The organism is Paenibacillus sp. FSL R7-0179 (genome assembly GCF_038002265.1).
In the GTDB taxonomy this organism is placed as follows: Bacteria; Bacillota; Bacilli; order Paenibacillales; family Paenibacillaceae; genus Paenibacillus_AQ.
Genome location: NZ_JBBOCC010000002.1, coordinates 2,321,903 through 2,345,371, shown reverse-complemented (window position 1 = coordinate 2,345,371; position 23,469 = coordinate 2,321,903). Strand labels below are relative to the sequence as shown.

Genomic DNA, 23,469 nt, shown 5'->3' with positions numbered 1-23,469 from the left:
CTTTATTCCGTTGTATCCTATGCCGGTAAATCACATTATAATTGATAACTATTCTCATTCATACCCCATACTATAGCCCACGCCATAGACTAACGCCCTGCATACGATAACCTAGTCAAATTCATCTCCATGCATGCCAATATTAGCTCAAAAGGAGCTGGAAACCAGTGAACTCAGCAACAAAGCTTACCGGACGCGTCGTCTACAAAGGTGATCCGGGTTATGAAGCAGCGCGCAAAAATTGGGACCCGCACACCGACCGCTTCCCAAAGGTATTTGTGTTCGCTAAGAAGACGCAGGATGTAGCTAACGCTATCAAATGGGCCAACGAGCACCGGATTCCCATCCGGCCCAGAGGCGGCAGACATGCGCTGGAGGTCAATCTGTCCCAGGTGAACGGCGGCATCGTCATTGATGTCAGTGAAATGAACAGCATTAAGCTAAGCCGCAAAACCGGGACAGCCGTCGTTGGAGCCGGAAATACAGTCGGGAGAATCGCCCATACGCTGGCCCGGAAAGGGTATATGTCGCCCTTCGGGGATAGTCCAACCGTTGGAATCGGCGGCATTACACTGGGCGGCGGCATCGGCCCGCTTCAGCGTACCCTGGGGCTGGTCAGCGATAATCTGGTGGAGCTTGAAATGGTCGATGCCAAGGGCAGAATTATTATTGCGAATAAGAAAAGTAATGCCGATCTGCTCTGGGCTTCCCGCGGCGGCGGCGGAGGCAACTTCGGCGTATGCACCCGTTACAAATTCAAAGTACGTCCGGCTCCGGCCACAGCGACCGTATTCCGCATCACCTGGCCCTGGAGCCAGTTCGAGCAGGTCCTGAAGACCTGGCAGCGCTGGGCCCCCGCAGTGAATACGAGACTGGGCAGCGAATTATCCATCGGTCCCAAAAAAGGCGGAAATGTCAGCATGCTGGGACTTTTCCTGGGATCTAAGGCCGAGGCGGTCCGCCTCTTGAAGCCCATTACAAGCGTAGGAACGCCTACAATCCAAACGATCCGTTCTCTGCCTTATCCGCAGGTAGTCAGCTTCTTGCTCGCTCCCGATCCGGTACAGACCCAGCGGTTCAGCAACCAGTTCTCCAGCGGCTTCGGACGGAAACCATTCCCGCAGCAGGCATTCAAGCCGATGCGCGAGTTCCTTGAGAAGGTGGAGGGGAAGGACGCCGGGTTCTTTTTCCTCAATTGGGGTGGAGCGGTAAGCCGTAAATCTCCTAAAGCTACCGCCTTCTACTGGCGCAAGGCTAAGTTCTACGTGGAGTGGAACAGCTCCTGGATCAAGAAAGCAGAGGCCGCCAAAAACATATTCTACGTCCGCAACACCCGCCGCAAGCTTCAGCCGTTCATCGTAGGAAGCTACATCAATGTGCCTGACCAGGGCATCAAGCACTCCGGCCCGGTCTATTATGGAACAAACTATGCCAGATTACGCAGAGTTAAGGCGAAATATGATCCAGGTAATGTCTTCAACAATCCGCAGAGCATCCCGCCAGCCCGCACTACAAGCTAATTCCGCGCAAACAAGCAGGAGGGGGTTGCCGCCCCCGCCTGCTCGTTGATTCTAAATATACCGCTACCCTGGTATCTCCATTTACTTCTTAAGTGTAATCTGGAACTTTGCACCCGCCCCGCCTGCAAATACAATCTTACCCTGCTCTGGCAGCAGGACCTGATTCTTCCCGCTGACCACGGTGTGGTTCACACAGATTCCGGCTTGATCATATACCGCAAAGGAGCTGTTCGCAGGTAACTTGACGGTCATAAGCTTCCCTTGGGCTGCTTTCGGCACACTGTACCACTTGGCATAGCCGCTTGCTGAGATCGTTGCGGATGACTTTGCGCCTGCATAGAGGTCTGTGACCGCTTGTTCACTAACGTACAAACTGCCTGCTACCGTCATATACTCTATTCCATTGTCTGTATAGAAATCGATCTGCATATTGTCACGGCCTGCCATCCCGGGAATCTGCTGTTCATTCAGTGCCTGATTGGCGCTCAGAATTTTATTATTGTAAATATATCCCGGTGCATTCTTGTCCAAGCTCACTGGTATAACCCCCAGCCCGTATTGATAGAGCATCGATGAATACTTCTCGGATATCGAATAATATCGGGTGTTGTTCCGCTTCTCCCATGCGTCTGCAACCTCTGCAGACAAGGGATTGGGATCAAGCTTCTCCGCACTATACTCAGAGGTCGCCGCCTGTCCAAGCCCTGGTACGCTTATATAAGAACGGGACCACATATAGGTACGCCCATTTTTCTCCACCACGAATTTTATTTTTTCCGTTCCTTCTTTATTTACAAAAGAGCCGTCGGCTGTGTACGTATACTTCTGCACAGCACTGTCCGGCACGCCGCTCGCTGCTACAGACAGTTCCCCTGCCGGAGTAATCTCTGCCTTTAACAACGCAGAGTTGCCATAGAGACCGGCATATTGAGAGACTTCCTTGGGCATAACGGCGGGCACTGGAGTCCCGAAGGATTGTTCCGGCTTCAACTGCTTAATGATTTGTTTGTCCTGAAGCACACGGAGGAGCAGTTCACTTGCCATCATTTGATCGATCAAGCTTGAACCGTCTGAAGAGATCACAGCCGCAGCCAGGTTCAATTCCGGGAGCACCACTAGCGAGGAGTGATAAGACATGGTGTCTCCGCCCTTGACCAGCGCCTGGATTCCGTATTGGTTGAAGGGAAACAGTTCTACGCTGTCCCAGCCTAAGCCATAAGCCAAGGAGCCGTCGCTTGCTGGCGGCCACATGCCTTTTCTGTACTCTGGCTGAGCCATGGCCGTTAAGGAATCCTTCGAGAGAATCCCCTTGTTCTGGGCTGTGAAAATCTGTGAGAACCGGGCCAGATCCTCCGCTGTAGAGAAGACGCCGCCCGAACCGATAACAGTGTAATTCTCCTGGGGAAGCTGCCCCTCATAAGTCGGAGAATAGATACCGGCCATTGCTTTGAGATCCATAGGATCACGCGGGGTTCTGGTATGATTCATATCCAGAGGCTTAGTGATGTACTTGTGTAAAAATGTCGTGTAGCTCATGCCGCTGACCCGTTCGACCAGAATCTCAGCCAAGGTGAAGCCATCGTTGCAGTAGACGGAGAAGGCTCCCGGATCTGCTTTCAGGTTCTGAGTAGCCAGCTGAGCCAGCAAATGATCGTGTGCGTACGAATCATTATCGTTATAGAGCGCCACATTCGGACCCGGTTTGCCGAGCAGGCCGGAGGAATGATTGAGCAGCATACGCGGGGTGATCTGCGTGTACCGGCTGTCCTTCATCTTGAAATCCGGAATGTAGTTGACTACGGGAGTATCCAGGTCTACTTTCCCTTCATCTACAAGCTTCATCACAGAAGCGGTAAGCATCATTTTACTCGTGGAGCCTACCCCGTATATGGTATTGGACGTAAGGGGACGCTTGCCGTTCAGATCGTTTTTGCCTGCCTGGCCTGACACTACAATCTTGCCATGATCGATTAACGCATACTGTACACTTGGGACACCGTATGTTTCTGTCAGCAGCGTGGCCTTATCCTCCGCCAGCTTCTGGACTGCAGTGTATTGGGCAGGCCCGAGCGCCCCGGCGGCCGGTGCAGCCATAGCAGACATGGGAGCAAGCATAGTCAGTACGAGCGCTGCTGCTGCCAAAGAATATTTTGCGCTTGCTGTGCGTAGGCTTGTCTTCGTGGTTCTTCTCTCTCTTAGCTTCATTGCTGCATCTACTCCTATCTTGTTGTTAATAGTGTAAGCCGCCTGATTCGGCGCTAAAGACAGCATAACCTGCCAAAATGTCCCCAAAGTGACGGCAACATGAACAGAAGATGAACAGGCCAAAAAAAACATGAAACAGCGGTTCGTCCACGAAGGGAGAACCGCTGCCATATTGTACGTATTGTAGGGTATAACAGAGTTGCCCTGGCTTATTGGGCTGAGTTCGCCAGGAATTCATCAATCTGACGCTGCACCTCTGCGATGATGGTATCGATACCCGCTGCCTTAACCTGCTGCTGGAGCTTGGCCAGACCTGCATCTACATCCTTCACCGTTCCGTATTCCAGCGGAATGCCGTATTGCAGCATCACATTGCCGACATTGGCCACTTCTGTCTTCACCTTGCTGTTATCGAAGACGAAGGTCTCCAGCGGGTAATGATAGACTTCCTTCTCCCATTTGTCAGTCAGGGCGTTCGCTTCGTCCGGGAAGGAAGCATTGTCCCGGTTGAGCGGCGAGTTGAAGCCCCAGTTGGAGAAGCCGGTGTAGTTAGCATTCTTCTCGGCGTTCGTGAATTTATCTTCGCCGACCGGATTATAATGCACCGCCGTGATGCCGTTCATGATCAGATCATGCAGCTCTTTGTCGTTCTGGAGCAGATCGATCATCATCAGCGCCCGTTCCGGCTGCTTGGAGGTGGAGTGAATCGCTACGCCGTTCTGCGTGGAGACGGCAACGGATTTTTTCTTATCCGGGTTAATATCGGCTAGAGCCAGCTCATACGGGGAGTTCTTCTCCCGCATATCGGTCATCAAGGCGCCCAGCGTACCCAGATTGTGGGTGATGGAGGCTGCCTTGCCTGCCTTGAATTCCTGCTGATGATCCAGCTTGCTGTTCAGTGCGCTCTTCGACCAGGCGTTATTCTCGGCCAGATCTTTATAATAGTAGACAAGCTCCTTGAATTCAGGAGTCTCATATAAGTTGAACACTTTACCCGCCGGATCATCCAGCTTGAAGCCCATCGGCAGATCGAGGTCGAACAGATTCCATTCGTTCTGCTGCTTGAGCAGGATCCGGTCCAGATTATGCAGCTTCCAGTCACCGGTCTCCGGTACGAATGGGGTAACCCCCTTCTCTTTACCGGATATAGTCTTGAGATAGTTGGCGTATGTCTCCGGACTGTTGATCTCCGGCAGATTATATTTTTTGCGCAGGTCTTCGCGGTACAGAATCAGCTTCTCCACGGTTTCGCCACGGTTCTGAGGCACCATATACAGCTTTCCGTTTACCTTCGCCTGACCCCAGGCTACCTCAGGCATTGCCTTCCAGGTCATCGGTGCATATTTCTCCAGCATCTCGTTCGTCAGCTCCAGGAACCCGCCTTTGAGTGCCTGGTCGTTATAGCCTGCCCAGTTGGCGGCATAGATCAGATCGAAGTCCTCGTTAGCCGCCAGCTTCAGCGGATATTTCTGCGCCCAGTCGGACCAGTCCAGGAATTCAGCTTCCAGTGTGGCGTTGATTTTCTCCTTCAGCTTCTTATTGATCTCTCCGAATACCTGATCATAATCAACCGGCTTCGGACCTACGAAGATCATCTTCAGGGTAACAGGCTGGGATGTATCCACTGCACCGGCATCCTTGGCTGGCTGGGCGTTTGTTCCTGTTGCTTCCGTTGCTGCGGCTGAGGCCTTCGGCTCCGCTGCGTTTCCACCGGCATTCCCGTTGCCGCCTCCGCACGCGCTAAGCAGAGAGATCATCAGGATACTGGACATCAGTGTCATCGCTTTTTTCTTATTCACTAGAATTTCCCCCCAGCTATATGTGTGTAATCGCTTACAAGAACAGTATAATAAAAAATCTGCGCCCCGCTAATATAGGCATTCAACGATAATACATACTTTTGCAACGACTTTCAGGGTGGGATAACATAATATTCCTGTAAAAGAGCCTATCATAAAAAGACCCGGGCAACATCCGCCCGGGTCTGTATTCACATCAGCTTCTTAATCTCTTCCAGTGGCAATTCAACCGCCTTGGATACTGCCTCGGGAGAAAATCCGTGGAGCAGCAGCTTACGAATCGTCTCCGCCTGGCCTTCTTCTTTGCCTTCTTCTTTTCCTTCCGCTTTGCCTTTCTGTATACCTTTTTCCATACCTTCCGCAATACCCTCTTCATAACCCCAACGCTTCCAGGCTGGCATGAGTTCTTCCATAATTACTTCTCCCTCCTCCGGGTAGTCATCGATTAATTCTCTTAAATCTCCTCATCTTGTGCCCGGTCCGGCTTGAAGTACAGGTCCGCTACCGACATAATCAGTGCCAGTATACCCCATTTTCGCCAATAACGCAGCAGCCACTGCATTATCCGAATCGATGAACTGCCGCCAGTTCTGCTTGCGCAGCTCCACCTTCTATTGGGCAGTAATGTTGCACAAAAAGACGGCACCGTCTGACCAGCCGGGTGAGGCTGATTCAGACGGTGCCGCCCCTAAGGCCACACAGATGATAGTGATCCGCTGCTTATTTCTCAAGGAACCCGGTAGACGGATTGGTGATGAAGAAGCCTTCCTGCGGCACATAGAAATACTGAATCCATACGCCGTCAAGCAGCGGTTCGCGGGTATCCAGCAGAATCTCGATATCCTTGTCTGTAGCAACTACTTCATCGTGCTCTGTGGGGATATCCAGCGCTACATCATAGTGTCCGTGATCTCCATGATTCTGGGTGATGACCACGCGGATTTTCTTGCCTTCCGCTTCCGGGCTGTTCAGCATATCTTTTAGAACTTTAGCTGCATTGCGGTTAATTTTTACTTTCATCCTTTGGCGACCTCTATTCTGCTTAGTAGTATGAAATCAGAGATTCATTATAACATATTATAAGGTGCTATAGATAATTAAGCGGTTAATTCAGCCTGGATACCACAGATCACCACCTTAGCTCATAGTCTACCGCAAGCAGTTCAAATTGATTCCGCGTGAACCGGATCAGCCCGTCCTGCGCCATCCGCTGCAGCTCCCTTGATAAGGCGCTTCTGTCCACCGTCAGATAATCCGCCAGGTCACTTCTGCCGAACGGGATTTCGAAGGCGGGCGAATTGTTTTTACGGGCCTGAATGCTCAGGTAGTGAATGATCCGCTCCCGCAGCGATTTGTGGGAGACCAGATCAAGCTTCTGATACATCGAGCGGTTATTCTCCAGCAGCAGGGCCAGCATATTCTCTATAATCCGTCCGCGAAGAATGCAGGTCGTTTGCCCCGGACGGATAATATTGTTCATTCGGATGAACAGAATCCGGCATGCCGACCCGGCTATCGCCTCATAACCGCTGGGCTCCTGCTCTTGACGAAGCGCTGTCTCCCCAATAATCTCCCCATCCGCAAGCTCTGAGAAGATGAAGCGTGTGCCAGAGCTGTTCTCCTTGCAGAGCAGGACATTCCCCTCCAGAATGATGCCCGCCGCCTCCAGGTATTCCTCCTGCTTGAAGATGAAATCCCTCCTGCCGAAATCCTTAATCGTCCCCTGAAGACAACCGAGCGCCTGCTGCACCTCACTGCCCTGAAATCCTTTGAACAGGACTGTATTTTGAATTTTGTTCATATATTGCTGCAAATTTATCCGCCTCCTGTTGCCATGGCAACAGAGTCATTTTAGAAACTCTGCTACAATTCAATAAATGAGAACGATTCTCACTTTACTTCTCATTATAGCAAAAGTTAAGCATCAAGCAATATACAGGAGGACATTATGAGTGAAATCAAAGAAGGAACGATCGTTCACTTCAATCACATGATCAGTATACGGCCTAATCAGATTTCCAGCAGAACACTTCACTTCCCTGAAGGAGCTGCCGCCACTGCGGAAGCCCCGGATTGGGTGCTATACGGCATGGACACCGGCGAATCCATCAGCTCAGAGACCTCGCCCAGATCCAAGATCATCCACGTTCTGGAGGGGGAACTGCACATGCTTATCGCTGACCAGTCCTGTGCATTAACCGCCGGAGCAGCAGTCGTCGTACAGACCGGCACTTGGCATGAGTTCACCGCACAGAGCAGCTGCAAATTCCTGCAAATCAGCATTTAACCTGGAGGTAATCGTATGGAACAAGAACAAGAGCAATTTATTAAAAGACTCCCGCATGCGGAGGTTATGGATCTGCGCAAAATCATTACCGTTGAGCAGGAGCAAGTGTCCAGCCTGACCCTGGTCCAGCGGCAGAACCTTGCCATGACTCTGATCTCAGTAGATACAGGTTCATCGATTGGCGGGCACTCCTCTCCCGGCGACGCCATGGTCAATATTCTGTCAGGTGAAGCGCGGATTACCATTGACGATAAGCCCTATATAGTGCGCGCTGGGGAGACTCTTATTTTGCCTGCCAATATTCCCCACGCGTTATATGCAATAGAAGCCTTCCAAATGCTGTTAATCGTTGTGAAGCCTGAGAAGAAAGGGTTGAGACATGTTGAAAAAGGAAGTCGGTCATAATTTCCTTGCCAAGCTTGGTAAAAAACGGCTGCGTCCCGGCGGTGTCGCTGCTACGAACTGGTTAATCCGGCAAGCGAAGCTGAGTAAGGACAGCCGGGTACTGGAGGTAGCCTGTAACATGTGCACTACCTCTATCCAGCTTGCGCGGGAGTACCATTGCCAGATTACCGGAATCGACATGGACCCCAGGGCGCTTGCGAAGGCGGAGCAGAACATCAGAGACGCGAAGCTGGAGAGATATATTAATGTCAGACAAGCGAATGCGATGAAGCTCCCTTTTGAGGATAACAGCTTCGATGTCGTCATTAATGAAGCCATGCTGACGATGCTGAACCAGGCGGCGAAGCAAAAAGCGGTAGCTGAATACTTCCGTGTCCTCAAGCCGGGCGGTGTGCTGCTTACGCATGACATCACTTTTGCAAAGGAGAATATGGCGGAGGAGCTGGCCGAGCTGCGGAAGACCATTCATGTGAACGTAGAACCGCTGCCTGTAGCAGACTGGGAAGGCCTGTTCAACACGACCGGCTTCAAGCTGGTTGAGCATGCAACCGGATCGATGTCGCTGATGAGCATTACGGGGATGATCCGGGATGAAGGGGTCGCCGGTACGCTGCGTATTTTCAAGAATGCCCTCAAAAAGGAAAACCGCGCGCAGTTCAAAAAAATGTATACCTTTTTCAACACCACAGGCAAGGATCTCAATTATATCGCAGTATGCAGCAGCAAAAATGATTAACACAAGAAGCTGTCCCAACCAGCCCTATTTCACGGCATGCGGGACAGCTTCTCGTATGTGTATTTCTGTTTATGAAGCGTTCTGATTCGACAGAGCGGCTAACACTTCATCGGTAATGTCCTTGCCACCCTTGAAGTTAGTAATGAACGCCCCGATGGAATAGATCGGTCCCCAAGGAATCCCCCACCAGCCTACAAAGAAAGTCAGCAGGGTGTACTTCAAGCCTTGTTTGACGGAGCCCTCGCCCGCCTTGATGAAATAGATACCCGAGCTGCGTCTGAACGTCATCAGGACAACGGAGAAGCAATACGTATAGATCACGAATTTGCCGCCTTGCTGAATCTGGCTCATAATATTGCCGCCGTCCATGTTCTCGATCCCTTTTATGACCATAGGAAATCCCCTTTAATGTTTGTTAATAATCATATACCGTAGGGATGGCGGACTGAAACAGCAGACAAATATTTGTAAAACGTGAGCTTCCGGCAGTCGCGGATTACTCCAGCTCAGCTCCGTTACTGGCGATTACCCTTTGATACCAGAAAAAGCTGTCTTTGCGAGACCGGTCCAGCGTCCCCTTGCCCTCGTTATCCTTATCCACATAGATGAAGCCGTAACGCTTCTTCATCTCTCCGGTACCTGCACTGACCAGATCGATGCAGCCCCAGGAGGTGTATCCGATTAAATTCACGCCGTCAGCCAGCGCCTCCCCCATCGCCCGGATATGTTCCCGCAGATATTCGATCCGGTAATCGTCCTTGATTGACCCGTCTGCTTCTACGGTATCTACTGCGCCAAGGCCGTTCTCCACCACCATCATCGGCAGGCCATACCGGTTGTAGATATTATTCAGTGACCACCGCAGGCCTTGCGGGTCAATCTGCCATTCCCATGCGCTTGCCTTCAGATAAGGGTTCTTCAGACCCAGCGACATATTGCCGCCAATCGACTCCTGATCCGGAGCTGCGCTTACGCAGGTGGATGAATAGTAGCTGAAGGTGTAGAAGTCTACACAGCCTTCCTTAAGAATCTGCCCGTCACCCTCCTCCATCTGCAGCTCAATCTGCTTCTCCCGGAAGTATCGCAGCGCGAAGCCCGGATAAGCGCCTCTTACCTGAACATCGGAGCAGAGGAAATTACTCAGATTATCCTTCTGCTGGGCCAGCAGCACATCCTCGGGATTACAGGTCAGTGGGTAAGAGCACATATAGGCAATCATACAGCCGATCTGAAAATCCTTATGAATCTCATGTCCCAGCTTCACGGCTCTGGCACTGGCGATGAACTGATGATGGAGTGCCTGGTATCTTAGCTGCTCATTCTCAGTTTGCGCGGATGCACTCAGCTCGGCATTTCCCTCAGGCTTCATCGCCCCGGCCATGAAGGTCCCGAAAGGCATCGTAAGGATGTTGATCTCATTGAAGGTCAGCCAATACTTCACTTTATGCTTATACCGGTTAAAAATCACCTCGCAGTAACGGACATAGAAATCAATTGTTCTGCGGTCCGCCCATCCGTTGTACGCTTCGGCCAGATGGTAAGGCGCTTCATAATGGGAGATCGTCACCAGCGGTTCGATCCCGTGCTTGGCCAGCTCGGCAAACACCCGGTCATAGAACTGCAGCCCTTCTTCGCTTGGCACGGCATCATCCCCGTTCGGGAATATCCGTGACCAGGCGATGGACATGCGGAACACCTTGAAGCCCATTTCGGCGAACAGCGCGATATCCTCCTCATACCGGTGATAGAAATCAATCGCTTCATGGCTCGGATAATTAGCTCCCGCTTCCAGCACCGGAGTAATTCTCCGGGAGACCGTATGCGTTCCGGCGGTCATGACATCCGCTGTGCTTAACCCCTTGCCACCCGCATCGAACCCGCCTTCGAGCTGATTCGCAGCCGTTGCGCCGCCCCACAGGAAATTTGCCGGAAAGCTACTGTTGCTCACCATCACATTCACATTCTTATTCATATTAATTCCTCCTCAGATTAGATTAGAATACCGGTTAGATCATGACGGTCAGCAGATTCTCCCGGTAATCGACGTTCTTCTGGTCCGTCTCAATCACATCGAGATACTCGCCGGAATTGGAGATAATCACTGGCGTGGTCAGCGTATAGCCCGCCTCTCTGATCGCGGCAACGTCGAATTCCATGAGCAGCTGGCCCTTGGTGACGGTATCGCCTTGCTTGGCCCGGGGGGTGAAGTGTTTGCCCTTCAATTTGACCGTGTCCTTGCCGACGTGAATCAGAATATCGACCCCGTTATCACTGGTAATGCCGATTGCATGGCCGGAGGCGAACAAGGTAGTCAGTACCCCGTCAACCGGAGAGTACACCTTGCCTTCCAGCGGTTCAATCGCTATGCCTTTGCCCATTGCGCCTGTAGAGAAGGCTTCGTCGGTCAGCTCCGACAAGGCTCTGATCTGACCCTTCAGCGGACTTCCCACCGTCTCCTGCTTCACCAGAACGCTCCGGGCAGTCCCCCCGCTTTTGCTGTCCGCCGCTTCCTCATCCTTGAACCCGGAGAAGAAGACAAGAATGAATCCGAGAATGAAGCTGATTACAATGGCGGCAATCGCGCCATAGAAGCCTTTATCCATCCCGTCCGGGCTAATGTAGCTTGGGATACCGAAGATTCCCAGACCGCCGAGAATATAGCCTTTGGTGCCCATTAGACCGACGATACCGCCGCCGACCGCCGCCGCAACACAGCTTAAGATGAACGGCTTCTTGCGCGGCAGTGTAATTCCGTAAATAGCAGGCTCCGTAACTCCGAAGATGCCTGAGATAATGGCCGGAATCGACAATGACTTCAGCTTGGCGTTCTTGGTCCGCAGCATGATTGCCAGCACAGCACCGGTCTGGGCAAACGAAGCGCCGAAGGAAGCCGCCAGAATCGGATCGGATTTCAGCACAGCCATGTTATTGAGGGCAATCGGCACCAGACCCCAGTGCAGCCCGAAGATCACGAAGACCTGCCAGAACGCGCCTACCAGCAGCCCCTCAATAACCGGACTGAGGTTGTAGAGGAATAAGGTTCCCTGCCCCAGCAGCTGTCCGGCCCAGGTGGAGACCGGACCGATGGCAATCAGCGCCAGCGGGACGGTGACCAGCAGGGTAAAGAACGGGACGAGGAAGGTACGTACCACGCTCGGCGTCACTTTTCGGAAGAAGGCTTCCAGCTTGGAGCCAATATAAGTCGAGATGATGATCGGAATGACGCTGGAGGTATAGGACATCAGGATGACCGGAATCCCCAGGAAGGTAATGTACACAGGCGATTCAAAGATCGTTCCGCTAAAAAGCGTGTACAACGGTTCGCCCGCCGCCGTGATGGTGCCAAAGGACGGGTACACCAGCGTAGCGCCTATTGCCATCCCGATAAAGATGTTGGCTCCGAATTTCTTGGCCGAGGTATACCCCAGGAAGATCGGGAAGAAGTAGAACAGGCAATCCCCGAGCGCATTCAGAATCTGGTAGGTCCCCGACTCTTTGGTGAGAAGTCCTACGGTCAGGAACAGGGCGGTGAAGCCCTTGATCATCCCGGTTGCGGCCAGTACGCCAAGAGTCGGCGAGAATACGCCGGAGATCATGTCGATGAAGCTGTTGAACAGACCCATTTTCTCACCGGAGGCTGCCTCTGATCCGCCTTCCTGTAAACCGCCCGCGGTCATCACCTGCGCATAGACCTCAGATACATGATTGCCGATCACGACCTGGTACTGGCCGCCGCTCTGAATCACCGTTACAATGCCGTCCATATTTTTTAGTACATCTGTATTCGCCACCGCCTCATTCTTCAGCTTGAAGCGCAGACGGGTCACGCAATGGCTAAGTCCGTTGATATTCTCCTTGCCGCCGACATGCTTGATAATATCCTTGGCTAGTGCCTCATATTTCATAGTAAGTCCTCCCGTTTCCTGATGAATGATAAGCAAAAGGCGAAACCATCCCGGCAGGTTCCTGCCTGATTTGGTTTCGCCTGCATGACCAGTAACAATCCAAGTGGTTTTATTCAGTTTGTCTTTGTGTTACCCGCTGAATGTGAATTGTCAGATACAGGATTTCTTCATCCCGGAGCTTCTGGTCCAGATACTTCTCAATTTTGAGTACACAATGATGGGCTTTCCTGTATTTCATCTTCACCTGCTTGAGCAGAAAATCGTCCACAGACTCCTCAGACTCCTGCTTACGCGAACGCTGGAAGAAATACCGCAGATGGGTGATGAACCGCTCATAGCTGACGGTACTCTCATCAATTTCGTTGTTATAGGAATACTTAACAATATTGAGGATGTCATCAATCTGCTGAGTCTGCCTGGTAAGATCCGCAATCTTGTTACCCGAGCTGTTCATTTGTGCATTGATCAGATGGAGTGCAATGTTCCCGGCCTCATCCTCCGGCAGGCGGATACGGGTAACCTGCTCAATCATCCCCATGGCATGATGCCCGATCGCATACTCCTTCGGGTAACAGCGCTGAATCTCCCAGAGAAGCGGATTGTCATTGCGGATGCCCTGCTCATGAAGCCTTAGCGCATGAGTCAAATGATCCGTCAAGGTCACATAGATATAATCGCTCAGCCGGGCCTTCAGCGTCTGCTTGGCATACTCGATAATGTCATAGCTTAAGCCCACATATTCGGCGGGGGCATCCGCCATCAAGGCTTTGAATTTCTCGGACGCGTCATTTCGCTTCAGCACAAATGTTTTCTCAATCAGAGAGACATCCACCGGATCACCCGGGCTCTTCTTGAAGCCGATGCCGCGTCCCATAACAACCAATTCATCCTTACCTGAATCCTTGGCAATAATGGCATTGTTATTGAAAATCTTCTCGATAATCAACCCAGCTGCCCTCCTTTACCCCGAATTTCATTTGGCACTGCTTACAGGATGTTAGACGGGTCAAGGATTCCTTACGGCGTCCCGCAGGGCCCTTAACATAAAGAAAGGCAAAACCCAAAACACGTGACCATGTTTTGGGTTTTGCCTTTGCAGTAACAATCCCAAATTCAGAATAGCACCGAATTTCAGTTTTGGCAACAAAAATGTTTGCGCTTACAAATGTATGGTTATGTCAAAAAAAGGAATGTCCCCTATTCACAGGGAACACTCCTCTTCTATCTGCACTTACCTTAGACCGATGACGAACTCACGGCCTGGGCATTTCCACTTCCCCACCGCAGCTTATACAGCTCCGGCAATACCACACCCAGCAGCACCAGCACCACCCCAATCCATTGTAGAAGACTTACATGCTCCTGCAATACGAACGAGGACATTAAGACGGCAACGGGCAGTTCGACGGCACCCAGAATACCGGCCATCCCGCCGCCGATATGCGGAACTCCGATGGCGAACAGCAGCGGCGGAATGAAGGCGCCGAACAAGCCGAGCAGGAAGCCGAACAGCAGCAGCGGTCCCCATAGCATACCGTTAAACAGGAAGGTCGGCGGGAACAGGATACACAACAGCACCAGGCCGCCAGTGACCATCCAGGCGCTCCGGTAGGCCGGATGGGCCGATGGAACGGCTTTGCCGCTGAAGATAATGAACATCGAATAGCTTACTGCCGATAATAATCCGAGCATCAGCCCCAGCAGGTTAAACTCGGCAGCTCCCTGATTCAGAATACCTGCGGCAAGCAGGGTTCCGCCGAACAGCAGGATCAGCGTCAGCACCGTGATTTTGTCAGGGCGTTGACGTTTGCTTACGGCCTGAATGAGCACACTGATCCAGGTGAACTGGAACAGCAGGATAATCGCCAGCGAAGCCGGAATATACCGGAGCGACTGGTAGTAGAGCAGGCCCGTAACCACGGTTGGCGCACCGGCCATCATCAAGAGCAGTCTATGCTTCCAGGTCAGCCTTGCGGGGGCCGCCTTGGCAGTTGCTGTAACGTTCGTTGTGCTGCGCTGTTTGCGGTTCGCTCTAAGCTTGGTATATAACGCAAGCAGCCAGGCGAGAATACAGCCGGTTAAGAGCTGGGTGCCGACTACCTCTCCCAGCTTGTAACCCTGCCCGTAGGCCAATACAACAATTGTTGATAAAATGCCGTAGCTCATAGCGCCTACAAGTACGGAGATTAAATATTTCATATCTTTCATGTCTGTTATGCCTCCTGAATCTTCTGATCTGAATCATCTCGTCAAGGTCAAGGACCGCAGAGACGCAAAAAATCCTAACTCCGGGACAGGGACCGCTTGGTTCACGGTCCTTATCATCGTAGTTAGGAAGAATAGGCTTCCTGTAGAAACCCTCGCCCTGTGACATCGGAATGGCTGCGAGGTTATACGAGAACAATATAGAGTTATGAAATTATTGCCTGGTTACACCTGAATGACGACTGTTCATATGTTACACGCCAAGTGAGCTGACGTCAAGCCTTAATTCTTTTAAATTTGAAATTCAGGGTACATAGACCTCTTTTCAATTAATTCTCCAGCCAATGAACATAACAAACACAGACCCTACTCTCCCAAATTATGATAAAATATAACTCAATTCAGCAGATCATTTGAAAGGAGCCTACATATGGTCAAGCCCCGTCCTCAATCCGGCGCAATCGTAAAAATTTGAAACATTGACAAGTTTCGATACGTAGCAGTCTGTAATAGCCTTCATTCTAACTCTTTTCATGTGATTCAAGCTGCTATCCCCAAATATACTACTATGGAGGAGGTGTAGATCCTGAACAGATCCGGGCCCGTTAAGCTCCTCGGCATGATTGCCGGAGTTGTAATCTTAAATGTCATCGTTCTCTCTCCCGGCCTGCTCGGTGTCGAGATCGGCGGAAGTCCGCTGGAAACGGCATCGGCAGTAACCCTGTTAATCATCAGTCTGCTGGTCGTCCTATATGGCAGTTACACCTTGCTCTTCAACCCCCCGGCTGCCAAGCCCGTTAGCGTGCAATTAGAGACGCGGGAGGATTACATTGCCGGCCTCGGCCGTCACCGGAATGTGAAGGTGCTGAAGGATGATATCGCCCTCGCCCTGGACCAGATGGAGCGGATTGAGAAGAAGAAGACCGCACTGCTCCAGGTGCTGGGCCGCAGGTTCGATCCGGCTGAGCTCAGCTTCCGCAAGTTTCATTCCGTCATTATGGAGGTCGAGAAGCTCTTTTATCTGAATATCCGGGGGCTGCTGGGCAAGCTCAGCGTATTCGATGCCTCAGAGTTCGCCAGATTTAGTGCAGATAACGCGTCTACCCGGTTTTCCAGCTCCCTGATTCAGAAGAAAACCGCGTTATACAACGAATATCTCTCCTATGTCAAAGGCTGCCTCGGGGCCAACGAGGAAATTCTGCTGAAGCTGGATCAGCTGCTGCTGGAGATCACCGAGCTGGGCAGCACAGATTATACCAATGTGGAAGACATGCCATGTATGCAGGAATTAACCGCCTTGATCGGGCAGACGAAACTCTATCAGTAAGGAAAGGGAGATGAACCTATGAGGAAAGGCAAAACACTGTTCATACTCGGCATTATCGCCGCATCCGTCTTCGCACTTGTCTATTTCGGAATTACCTTAACGTCCAATCTGGGCAAATCCAAGACAGAAATCTCTGCCGAAGACGCCGACAAAAGACTGAACCGCATCTATAAGGATATCAACGTGACCAGTGCTGAGCCTGTAAAAGGGCAGATTGATCTTGATCCGGCGTCCATCGGCGATTCGTTGCCCGATATCTCCAAGTTCCCCATCTCCGTAGAGAGCACAACCGATAGCTACGTCGAGATTTTCTCCTCCACGGAGAAGTCCGGAACAGGCAATGACGGCTGGCTGAATGAAGTCGCAACAGACTTCAACGCTGCCGGTATTACAATAGACGGCAAACCGGCCTCCGTCAAAATCCGCAACATCGCTTCCGGCACAGCCGCTGATTATATCCGGTCCGGCAAATATGTGCCTGATGCCTTCACTCCCTCTAATGAGCTATGGGGCGAGATGGTTAAGGCCGGCGGAGTGCAGGCCGAGCTGGTTACGAAGCGTCTGACCGGCAACGTAGCCGGAGTAGTAATGAGCAAGCAGAAATACGATCAGCTGGTCGACAAATACGGTTCGATCAACGTGAAGACCATTACCGATGCCATTGCGGCTAATGAGCTGGCGATGGGGTACACCGATCCTTTTGCCAGCTCAACGGGGCTGAATTTCCTGGTCACCGCTCTGAGCACCTTCGACAGTACGGATCTGCTGGGAGACAAGGCGGTTCAAGGCTTCGAGAAGTTCCAGGCCAACGTGCCCTTCATCGCCTCCACCACCCTGCAAATGCGGGAAGCGGCCAAATCCGGCATGCTGGATGCCTTCGTGCTTGAGTATCAGACCTTTGTCAATGCGAAGGACCTGACCAGCGGCTATGTATTCACCCCGTTCGGGGTAAGACATGACAGCCCGCTCTATGCACTCGGGCAACTGCCGCCGGAGAAGCTGGCGATCATCAAGAAGTTCGGCGAATTCGTCCAGCAGGAGAAGTATCAGAAGACAGCTGCCGACAAGGGCTTCAACGGCCTGACAGACTATGTCTCCGAACTGGCACCGGTTGACGGCTCCATTCTCTCCTCAGCCCAGAAGCTCTGGAAGGAGAAAAAGAACGGCAGCAAACCGATTGCGGCAGTGTTCGTTGCCGATGTCTCAGGCAGCATGGCCGGCGAGCCGCTGAACCGGCTCAAGGAGTCCCTGCTGAAGGGCCAGAAATTCCTCGGCAAGGACAACAGCATCGGCTTCGTCTCTTATTCCAGCGATGTGACCATCAATCTGCCCATCGGCAAATATGACACCAATCAGCAATCCATGTTCGTAGGAGCGATTAACAGCCTTCAGCCTGTGGGCGGAACGGCTACCTTCGACGGGTTGGTGGTTGCGATGAAGATGCTGAAGGATGAGCTGGCGGTGAACCCGGATATGAAGCCCCTGATCTTCGTGCTTAGCGACGGGGAGACGAACGAAGGCCATTCCCTGGATGATATCCGGGGCTTGATCGAGACGTACAAGATTCCGGTATACACCATTGGATATAACGCCAATATCAAGGCTCTGGAGAGCATTTCCAGCATCAACGAGGCGGCCAATATCAACGCCGACACAGAGGATGTAGTATACAAAATCGGTAATCTGCTCAACGTGCAAATGTAGACTTTATATTCTGAAGGAGGGTTCATATGTCATTCACCATGGAAATTCCCAGCCCCGAGAAGCTGAAATCGGTCATCGAGGAGCAGGTCCAGCCGGAGCCGGAGGAAGTCACCCAGCTTAAGGAGCAGGCGATTAATAATGTCTCCAGTATTTTGGAGCTGGATTTCGAGTCTCTGGAGAAACGCAAGGCCGTGCTGCAGTCCATTGACAGCTTCGGGATGGGCACCATGCGTTCCTCGTCGGAGAAGAACTCCCTGCTTCAGGTATCGGTGGGCAATCTGTCCAAGACCGGGGATGAAGGCGGCCAGGTCGCCAAGGGATTAACCGAGCTGCATCAGCAGCTTAAGGATCTGGACCCCAGCGCGGTAGATTTCGCCAAAAGCGGGTTTCTCGGCAAGTTTTTTCATCCCTTGCGTAATTATTTCGCCAAATATCAAAAGGCCGACGCTGTCATCTCAGATATTATTCTATCCCTGGATAAAGGCAAAGCCGTGCTGAAGAATGACAACACGACACTGGAGATTGAACAGCAGACCCTGAGGGAGCTGACCAAGCGCCTTAAGAAGGAGATTCAGCTCGGCATCCTGATGGACGAGGAGATTGAGAAGCAGATTGAAGCTGCTAAGCAGCGCAGTGAAGATGAGGATAAGGTGCGGTTCATTACGGAGGAGGTGCTGTTCCCGCTGCGCCAGCGGGTGATGGATCTGCAGCAGATGCTCGTGGTCAATCAACAGGGAATTATGGCCATCGAGGTTGTCATCCGCAACAACAAGGAACTGATCCGTGGAGTGGACAGAGCCAGGAATGTTACGGTATCTGCGCTTAAAATTTCGGTTACGGTGGCCAGCGCCTTATACAACCAGAAGATCGTTCTCCAAAAAATCGAGTTGCTGAACCAGACCACCGATAATCTGATCAGCGGCACCTCCAGAATGCTTAAGGAGCAGGGTGCAGCCATTCACAAGCAATCGCTCGAAACCAGTATTTCGGTCGATACGCTGAAGCAGGCCTTCACCGACGTCCTCTCCGCCCTGGATTCGATCAGCACCTACAAGCAGGAGGCGCTCCCCAAGATGCGTGAGACCATTACCCAGTTCCGGGAGCTGGCAGATAACGGCGAACAGCAGATTCAGCGGCTGGAAAAAGGAAATACGCTCGGGCTGTAGCAGCAACGCTACCCATATTTAACGCAAAACAGAGCATGACGGCGGATACGCCGGTGCTCTGTTTTTATCTGTCTATTTTCTTTTTGCTGTCTACTTCCCTGTATTCAACAAGCCTGCCACCATTCTGCTCAACGTCCCTTGATCGATGAACGGGGCGAGGCTTGCCAGCAGATCCGGGCTAAGCTGTTCCGCTTGGACTTCACCAAGCAACTTCTCAAGCTTCCCCCTATCCAGAAAAGGAGCGAGTCCTGGGAGCCGATTTCCATCGACTGTACCGTCTGCCACGCGGTCAACCAGAAGGCCTAACGTCCCCCTGCTAATAAAGGGAGCCAGTCCTTGAATGGAATGCCAGCTGGGGCAGTCCCCACTGGCTTGTTGCACCAACCGGTCCAGCTGCTCCCGTTCCAGAAACGGGGCGATGCCCACAAGATTGTTCACCTCTCTAGAACCGTCTGCTGCTTGATCGACCAGTTCGCTTAAGGTACCGCTGCTGACGAACGGCGCAAGTCCGGCAATAACATCCCATGCCATTTCTTTCTTTTCAGCCTGACGAACCAGTTCATCCAATGTATCTCTTCCCAGAAACGGGGCTAGACGCATAATTACATTTAAACTAAGGACGCTGCTGTCTATACCCTCTGTGACCTTATTAAGGGCACTTGCTTTTACAAAAGGCGCTACCTCTACAAGCTCTTCCATCTCCAGCCTACCGGCATTAACCATCTCTGTAACCTGGCCCGGCCTGTTCTCTGCAATCTCCTCTACGATCCGTCCCAGATGCGGGTGTTCCCGATGCTCTGCGTGGTCTCCTGCATTCAAAATGTCGTCAACGGTTAAGCCGAATAACCCCGCAACCTGCGGAAGTGTTCCAATATCCGGCAGCGAGTCGCCCCGCTCCCATTTCGATACGGCCTGATGACTTACATTTAGTTGATCGGCAAGCTCCAGCTGGGTCCAGTCCTGGTCTTTGCGAAGCCGCGATATATAAGCCCCAATTCTGCGTAAGTCGAGCATGATATCCCTCCGAGATTATAATATGTACAGTGCGCACTGCCAGAAACAGCATAGCATTTCAGCATACGCAATCCTATCAATTGCTGGTTGAATGGCTGCATCCCCTCTGATTCAACTGCCGGTAGAATGTTCCGGATGACAATATCAGGGTTAAGTATTAATGAAACTCCCTAAACAATTTAACATAAAATGGGTTGTATACTATTCCTGATTATTGTATATTTATTCAACCGGCATTTATTGCTGATTTCTCATCTACCGGGGGATACACCGATGCATTTTTTGAATATCAACCAGCTTACTGCAGAGCAGATTCTGGATATCTTTGAATTAACCGACCGGCTGCGTCTCCGAAAATCAGAACCACTGCTCGAAGGTAAAACGATGATTCTCTTCTTCCCTGAGACCAGTCTGCGGACAAGGGTCAGCTTCGAGAAAGGCATCCGTGACCTGGGCGGGGCCTGCATTCCCTTTCCGCCGGAGACGCTCGACAAGAAAGAAGCGCCGGGCGATATCGTCCGCTACCTGGAGAACTGGGGGGATGGCATTATTGTCAGAACACCTGACCTCTGCAAACTGAAGGAACTGTCCGCCTACGCCTCTGTTCCCGTTATTAATGCGATGACTGCTCATAATCACCCTTGCGAAATTCTGGCTGACCTGTATGCTCTGCGAAGTCTCCGGGACAACTACCGGGAGCTGACCTACACCTTCGTTGGACCGCCCGGCAATATATCAAGAACTTGGCTGGAGGCGGCGCAAGCCCTGAATCTCTCGTTCCATCATGTATGCACGCCAGGTCATGAGATGGCCAGCGGCAATCACCCCGGCTATACTTTTCATACGAGTCTGGATAGCGTGTTACCAGAGAGTGATGTGATTCTTACCGATTCATTGCCCAAGGATTTCTTGACCCCGGAGTATATCCATGCCTACCAGATTACACTGGACCGGATGAAGCAGACAAGACCCGGGGCGCTGCTGAACCCCTGTCCTCCCTTCTTCCGCAATGAGGAGGTCAGTGAAGAGGTTATTGCTTCGCCTTATTTTGCCGGATTCGGGTTCAAGAAAAGCCTGATCTATCTTCAGCAGGCCATTCTGATCTATTGCTTATCGCATTGATGTACAACACATCTACACTTACTGAAGAGGAGAATGACTATGAAGGCTTTATACTTACTATCCAGAAAAACAGGTGTCCTTCTGCTCGTGCTGATACTGGCGTCACTCGGTACAGTTGGAGGCGGCAGATACTCACACACAGCGGCAGCGGCTGCTTCTGCGAAATCATATGTGTACTATGTCTCTGACGATGTTCTATACCGTGTGACCTCAGATGGAAGTGAGACACAGACGATCGTAGAGAACTATGACGGCAACGGATTAGACTCGACCGGCAAATATCTGTATTTTTACTATGATGACGGTATGGGAATTCAGCGGCTGTCCCTTAGCGATCCCGATGCTTTAATTACAAGCTTCCTCGGGGACCGGAATATCCTCTTTTACCTGTTCGAGGGTCCATATCTGTACTTCCTGGATGATACAGGGCACATCTACCGCACCTTAGCCGACGCTGACGATGATACACACCTTACCCTTATAGCAGATAACGCCGATGTGAATTTCCGGACCTTCAACGTCTCGGGCGGGCGGATCTACTATAATGCGCTGAAGAACAACACAACCTGGGTTGCTTCGAGGTCCCGCGACGGGAGCGGGGTCATTCAGTGGATTGCCAGCGGAGCTATTCAGAAGAGCAAATTCTATCATCCTTACGCTACAAGTATTAACCTTATGATTGACAACAAACCTGCTGAAACCGAGTATTCTCTGAACTCCATGGTGCTCTACACCCTGCCTCTAAGCGGCGGAGCTGCCAAAGCAGCCAATGCGAAGAATCCGCTTCAATCCAATGATGTCTCCTCCGGGACCTGGTCCAATAATTATTTCTTGTTCAACAAGGGAATCAAGCTGGATGCCGAGGGAGAGGATTTCGACTACAGTACAGGCGCAGGCTTCCTGATGGATAAGAACGGGAAGATCCTGCAGCTAAGCCAGAACAGTGTGATCAGCATCAGCGAGATTGCTGCGAATAAACTGGTATATGCAGACTCCAAAGGCAAAGCCTACATCAGCACGCTGGCTAACGGCAAAGTCACCTCCTCCAAGACGCTGCCGCTGTCGAATGTTCAAGATATCCGAACGGTTAAGAACGGGGCGGCGCTTACCACCGTGTTGTTTACCGCAGCCGATGCTTACTTGCTGAATGCCGACTCATCCTTGATCAAATTGAGCGGAGTAGAATCCGATTACTCTGTAATTACAAACAATATTCCCGGCTTGTATTATATCAACGGTCTGGATAACGATTGTTTATACCGGTACAGCAATGACGGCAAAACCAAAAACAAGCTGTCCACTGGCCCGGTTAGCTATATAGCGCTGGTCTCCGCGAAGTAATATACAGAGAGAATAAGCCGGAATTTCCGATATCGGAAGTTTCGGCTTTTTTTAGAAATGCGAATAGATAAAGTTCAGTTTATAACAGAGACTTGCCTATGAACAGGCATGATTTCCGGTATACAGTGGGAGTAGGTGTTATAGATAATTACAGAAAGCAGGCTGGCAATGAATATATCGATCAAGCTAACCGGGCCGGATGAAGCCTATATTATCAAAAATATGTTACCGCTCTATCTGCATGATCTTTCAGGTCATTACGGACTTGTGGAGGGGCATCTGCCTAACCGGCATGGCATCTTTGAGGACACGGACGAATACCGCACGCTGGCAGATCAGTATGAGGTGCAGAATATTTGGTGGGACAAGCCGGGCATTCTGTACTCTTTTCTGATTCAAGCTCATTCGATGCCGGCAGGCTTCGCACGGATTGCTACCCCTCCATATTGTGCGCAGGGCGTCGATTATTTCGTGAGCGACTACTTTCTGCTGCAGCCCTTCAGAGGGACGGGAATCGCGGAACAGGCGGCGGTGCTGGTGTTTGAACAGTTTCGCGGCGAATGGGAGCTGTTCACCAACCCGGCAGCGAAGAATATCACCGGCCAGAAATTTTGGCGCAAGACGGTCTCCCGCTACACGCAGGGCCAATATTCGGAGCGGAGCGGGGAGACTTTTGACGGACAGAAGCTTGCATTCAGGTTCAATAACCGGGGGGGTTAGAACTACTCTGACC

The 23,469-nt window shown here is 51.5% G+C and carries 21 protein-coding genes and 1 pseudogene; 10 read left to right on the top strand and 12 right to left on the bottom strand.

Annotated elements, in window-relative coordinates; translation table 11 throughout:
* Nucleotides 1–167: 167 nt before the first annotated feature.
* A complete protein-coding gene (locus MKX63_RS26615) occupies nt 168–1,520 on the top strand; it encodes an FAD-binding oxidoreductase (RefSeq protein ID WP_341021420.1) in 1,353 nt (450 codons plus the stop codon).
* Between the two features lie 81 nt (nt 1,521–1,601).
* On the opposite strand, the gene MKX63_RS26610 is transcribed toward MKX63_RS26615, so the two are convergent.
* The 6 genes and pseudogenes from MKX63_RS26610 to MKX63_RS26590 form a co-directional block, all read right to left on the bottom strand.
* The gene (locus MKX63_RS26610; protein ID WP_341021418.1) at nt 1,602–3,725 is read right to left on the bottom strand and encodes a serine hydrolase domain-containing protein; all 2,124 of its coding nucleotides are present in this window, start codon (nt 3,723–3,725) and stop codon (nt 1,602–1,604) included.
* A gap of 209 nt (nt 3,726–3,934) precedes the next feature.
* Nucleotides 3,935–5,524, bottom strand: a complete 1,590-nt coding sequence (locus MKX63_RS26605) for an ABC transporter substrate-binding protein (protein ID WP_341021417.1) — start codon at nt 5,522–5,524, stop codon at nt 3,935–3,937.
* A 191-nt stretch (nt 5,525–5,715) separates the two neighbouring features.
* Nucleotides 5,716–5,937 (bottom strand): hypothetical protein, encoded by a 222-nt coding sequence (locus tag MKX63_RS26600; RefSeq protein ID WP_341021416.1) that lies wholly within the window; start codon nt 5,935–5,937, stop codon nt 5,716–5,718.
* Nucleotides 5,938–6,030: 93 nt separating this feature from the next.
* Nucleotides 6,031–6,132 (bottom strand): annotated as a pseudogene (locus MKX63_RS32610) (DUF4351 domain-containing protein); the annotation flags it as partial.
* Between the two features lie 112 nt (nt 6,133–6,244).
* Nucleotides 6,245–6,544: an iron-sulfur cluster assembly accessory protein gene (locus tag MKX63_RS26595; RefSeq protein WP_341021414.1), complete on the bottom strand. Its 300-nt coding sequence runs from the start codon at nt 6,542–6,544 to the stop codon at nt 6,245–6,247.
* A 109-nt stretch (nt 6,545–6,653) separates the two neighbouring features.
* Entirely contained in the window at nt 6,654–7,325 is a 672-nt protein-coding gene (locus MKX63_RS26590; protein WP_341021413.1) for a Crp/Fnr family transcriptional regulator, read from the bottom strand.
* Nucleotides 7,326–7,472: 147 nt separating this feature from the next.
* Here MKX63_RS26590 and MKX63_RS26585 point away from each other — a divergent pair, with 147 nt between their 5' ends.
* The 3 genes from MKX63_RS26585 to MKX63_RS26575 are packed head-to-tail and all read left to right on the top strand — an operon-like array spanning nt 7,473 to nt 8,952.
* Nucleotides 7,473–7,811: a cupin domain-containing protein gene (locus MKX63_RS26585; RefSeq protein WP_341021412.1), complete on the top strand. Its 339-nt coding sequence runs from the start codon at nt 7,473–7,475 to the stop codon at nt 7,809–7,811.
* Nucleotides 7,812–7,826: 15 nt separating this feature from the next.
* Entirely contained in the window at nt 7,827–8,216 is a 390-nt protein-coding gene (locus tag MKX63_RS26580; protein ID WP_341021410.1) for a cupin domain-containing protein, read from the top strand.
* The gene (locus tag MKX63_RS26575) at nt 8,194–8,952 is read left to right on the top strand and encodes a class I SAM-dependent methyltransferase (protein WP_445321847.1); all 759 of its coding nucleotides are present in this window, start codon (nt 8,194–8,196) and stop codon (nt 8,950–8,952) included. The genes MKX63_RS26580 and MKX63_RS26575 overlap by 23 nt, the downstream gene beginning before the upstream one ends.
* A 69-nt stretch (nt 8,953–9,021) precedes the next feature.
* On the opposite strand, the gene MKX63_RS26570 is transcribed toward MKX63_RS26575, so the two are convergent.
* The 5 genes from MKX63_RS26570 to MKX63_RS26550 all read right to left on the bottom strand — a co-directional run bounded on the left by MKX63_RS26570 (nt 9,022) and on the right by MKX63_RS26550 (nt 15,056).
* Nucleotides 9,022–9,345: a hypothetical protein gene (locus MKX63_RS26570; protein WP_341021406.1), complete on the bottom strand. Its 324-nt coding sequence runs from the start codon at nt 9,343–9,345 to the stop codon at nt 9,022–9,024.
* A 103-nt stretch (nt 9,346–9,448) separates the two neighbouring features.
* Complete coding sequence (locus MKX63_RS26565; RefSeq protein ID WP_341021404.1) at nt 9,449–10,924, bottom strand: 6-phospho-beta-glucosidase; 1,476 nt, start codon at nt 10,922–10,924, stop codon at nt 9,449–9,451.
* A gap of 34 nt (nt 10,925–10,958) precedes the next feature.
* The gene (locus MKX63_RS26560; protein ID WP_341021402.1) at nt 10,959–12,857 is read right to left on the bottom strand and encodes a beta-glucoside-specific PTS transporter subunit IIABC; all 1,899 of its coding nucleotides are present in this window, start codon (nt 12,855–12,857) and stop codon (nt 10,959–10,961) included.
* A 109-nt stretch (nt 12,858–12,966) separates the two neighbouring features.
* Nucleotides 12,967–13,803 (bottom strand): BglG family transcription antiterminator LicT, encoded by an 837-nt coding sequence (gene licT, locus MKX63_RS26555; protein ID WP_341021400.1) that lies wholly within the window; start codon nt 13,801–13,803, stop codon nt 12,967–12,969.
* 290 nt (nt 13,804–14,093) lie between these two features.
* On the bottom strand, nt 14,094–15,056 hold the full coding sequence (locus MKX63_RS26550) for a DMT family transporter (protein ID WP_341023291.1): 963 nt from the start codon (nt 15,054–15,056) through the stop codon (nt 14,094–14,096).
* Between the two features lie 625 nt (nt 15,057–15,681).
* Here MKX63_RS26550 and MKX63_RS26545 point away from each other — a divergent pair.
* From MKX63_RS26545 to MKX63_RS26535, 3 genes are read left to right on the top strand one after another with little or no spacing between them, the layout of a single operon-like run.
* Nucleotides 15,682–16,389 carry a hypothetical protein gene (locus tag MKX63_RS26545; protein ID WP_341021397.1) on the top strand — a complete coding sequence of 236 codons (708 nt, stop codon included), beginning with the start codon at nt 15,682–15,684 and terminating at the stop codon, nt 16,387–16,389.
* Nucleotides 16,390–16,407: 18 nt separating this feature from the next.
* On the top strand, nt 16,408–18,093 hold the full coding sequence (locus MKX63_RS26540; protein WP_341021396.1) for a vWA domain-containing protein: 1,686 nt from the start codon (nt 16,408–16,410) through the stop codon (nt 18,091–18,093).
* 26 nt (nt 18,094–18,119) lie between these two features.
* Complete coding sequence (locus MKX63_RS26535) at nt 18,120–19,259, top strand: toxic anion resistance protein (RefSeq protein ID WP_341021394.1); 1,140 nt, start codon at nt 18,120–18,122, stop codon at nt 19,257–19,259.
* 90 nt (nt 19,260–19,349) lie between these two features.
* Here MKX63_RS26535 and MKX63_RS26530 read toward each other — a convergent pair whose 3' ends face one another.
* Nucleotides 19,350–20,273, bottom strand: a complete 924-nt coding sequence (locus MKX63_RS26530) for a helix-turn-helix domain-containing protein (RefSeq protein ID WP_341021393.1) — start codon at nt 20,271–20,273, stop codon at nt 19,350–19,352.
* Between the two features lie 273 nt (nt 20,274–20,546).
* Here MKX63_RS26530 and MKX63_RS26525 point away from each other — a divergent pair, with 273 nt between their 5' ends.
* From MKX63_RS26525 to MKX63_RS26515, 3 genes are all read left to right on the top strand, one after another.
* A complete protein-coding gene (locus MKX63_RS26525; RefSeq protein ID WP_341021392.1) occupies nt 20,547–21,395 on the top strand; it encodes an ornithine carbamoyltransferase in 849 nt (282 codons plus the stop codon).
* Nucleotides 21,396–21,434: 39 nt separating this feature from the next.
* Nucleotides 21,435–22,736 (top strand): DUF5050 domain-containing protein, encoded by a 1,302-nt coding sequence (locus MKX63_RS26520; protein WP_341021390.1) that lies wholly within the window; start codon nt 21,435–21,437, stop codon nt 22,734–22,736.
* Nucleotides 22,737–22,904: 168 nt separating this feature from the next.
* Complete coding sequence (locus tag MKX63_RS26515; protein WP_341021389.1) at nt 22,905–23,456, top strand: hypothetical protein; 552 nt, start codon at nt 22,905–22,907, stop codon at nt 23,454–23,456.
* Nucleotides 23,457–23,469 lie beyond the last annotated feature (13 nt).

What these genes read in the sequence shown, in the direction of transcription:
- MKX63_RS26585 (WP_341021412.1), top strand. Translation starts at nt 7,473, where the DNA reads ATGAGTGAAATCAAAGAAGGAACGATCGTTCACTTCAATCACATGATC.
- MKX63_RS26525 (WP_341021392.1), top strand. Translation starts at nt 20,547, where the DNA reads ATGCATTTTTTGAATATCAACCAGCTTACTGCAGAGCAGATTCTGGAT.
- MKX63_RS26515 (WP_341021389.1), top strand. Translation starts at nt 22,905, where the DNA reads ATGAATATATCGATCAAGCTAACCGGGCCGGATGAAGCCTATATTATC.
- MKX63_RS26565 (WP_341021404.1), bottom strand. Translation starts at nt 10,924, where the DNA reads ATGAATAAGAATGTGAATGTGATGGTGAGCAACAGTAGCTTTCCGGCA.
- MKX63_RS26540 (WP_341021396.1), top strand. Translation starts at nt 16,408, where the DNA reads ATGAGGAAAGGCAAAACACTGTTCATACTCGGCATTATCGCCGCATCC.
- MKX63_RS26600 (WP_341021416.1), bottom strand. Translation starts at nt 5,937, where the DNA reads ATGGAAGAACTCATGCCAGCCTGGAAGCGTTGGGGTTATGAAGAGGGT.
- MKX63_RS26570 (WP_341021406.1), bottom strand. Translation starts at nt 9,345, where the DNA reads ATGGTCATAAAAGGGATCGAGAACATGGACGGCGGCAATATTATGAGC.
- MKX63_RS26535 (WP_341021394.1), top strand. Translation starts at nt 18,120, where the DNA reads ATGTCATTCACCATGGAAATTCCCAGCCCCGAGAAGCTGAAATCGGTC.
- MKX63_RS26550 (WP_341023291.1), bottom strand. Translation starts at nt 15,056, where the DNA reads ATGAAATATTTAATCTCCGTACTTGTAGGCGCTATGAGCTACGGCATT.
- MKX63_RS26520 (WP_341021390.1), top strand. Translation starts at nt 21,435, where the DNA reads ATGAAGGCTTTATACTTACTATCCAGAAAAACAGGTGTCCTTCTGCTC.
- MKX63_RS26580 (WP_341021410.1), top strand. Translation starts at nt 7,827, where the DNA reads ATGGAACAAGAACAAGAGCAATTTATTAAAAGACTCCCGCATGCGGAG.
- MKX63_RS26590 (WP_341021413.1), bottom strand. Translation starts at nt 7,325, where the DNA reads ATGAACAAAATTCAAAATACAGTCCTGTTCAAAGGATTTCAGGGCAGT.
- MKX63_RS26560 (WP_341021402.1), bottom strand. Translation starts at nt 12,857, where the DNA reads ATGAAATATGAGGCACTAGCCAAGGATATTATCAAGCATGTCGGCGGC.
- MKX63_RS26610 (WP_341021418.1), bottom strand. Translation starts at nt 3,725, where the DNA reads ATGAAGCTAAGAGAGAGAAGAACCACGAAGACAAGCCTACGCACAGCA.
- MKX63_RS26545 (WP_341021397.1), top strand. Translation starts at nt 15,682, where the DNA reads ATGATTGCCGGAGTTGTAATCTTAAATGTCATCGTTCTCTCTCCCGGC.
- MKX63_RS26530 (WP_341021393.1), bottom strand. Translation starts at nt 20,273, where the DNA reads ATGCTCGACTTACGCAGAATTGGGGCTTATATATCGCGGCTTCGCAAA.
- MKX63_RS26595 (WP_341021414.1), bottom strand. Translation starts at nt 6,544, where the DNA reads ATGAAAGTAAAAATTAACCGCAATGCAGCTAAAGTTCTAAAAGATATG.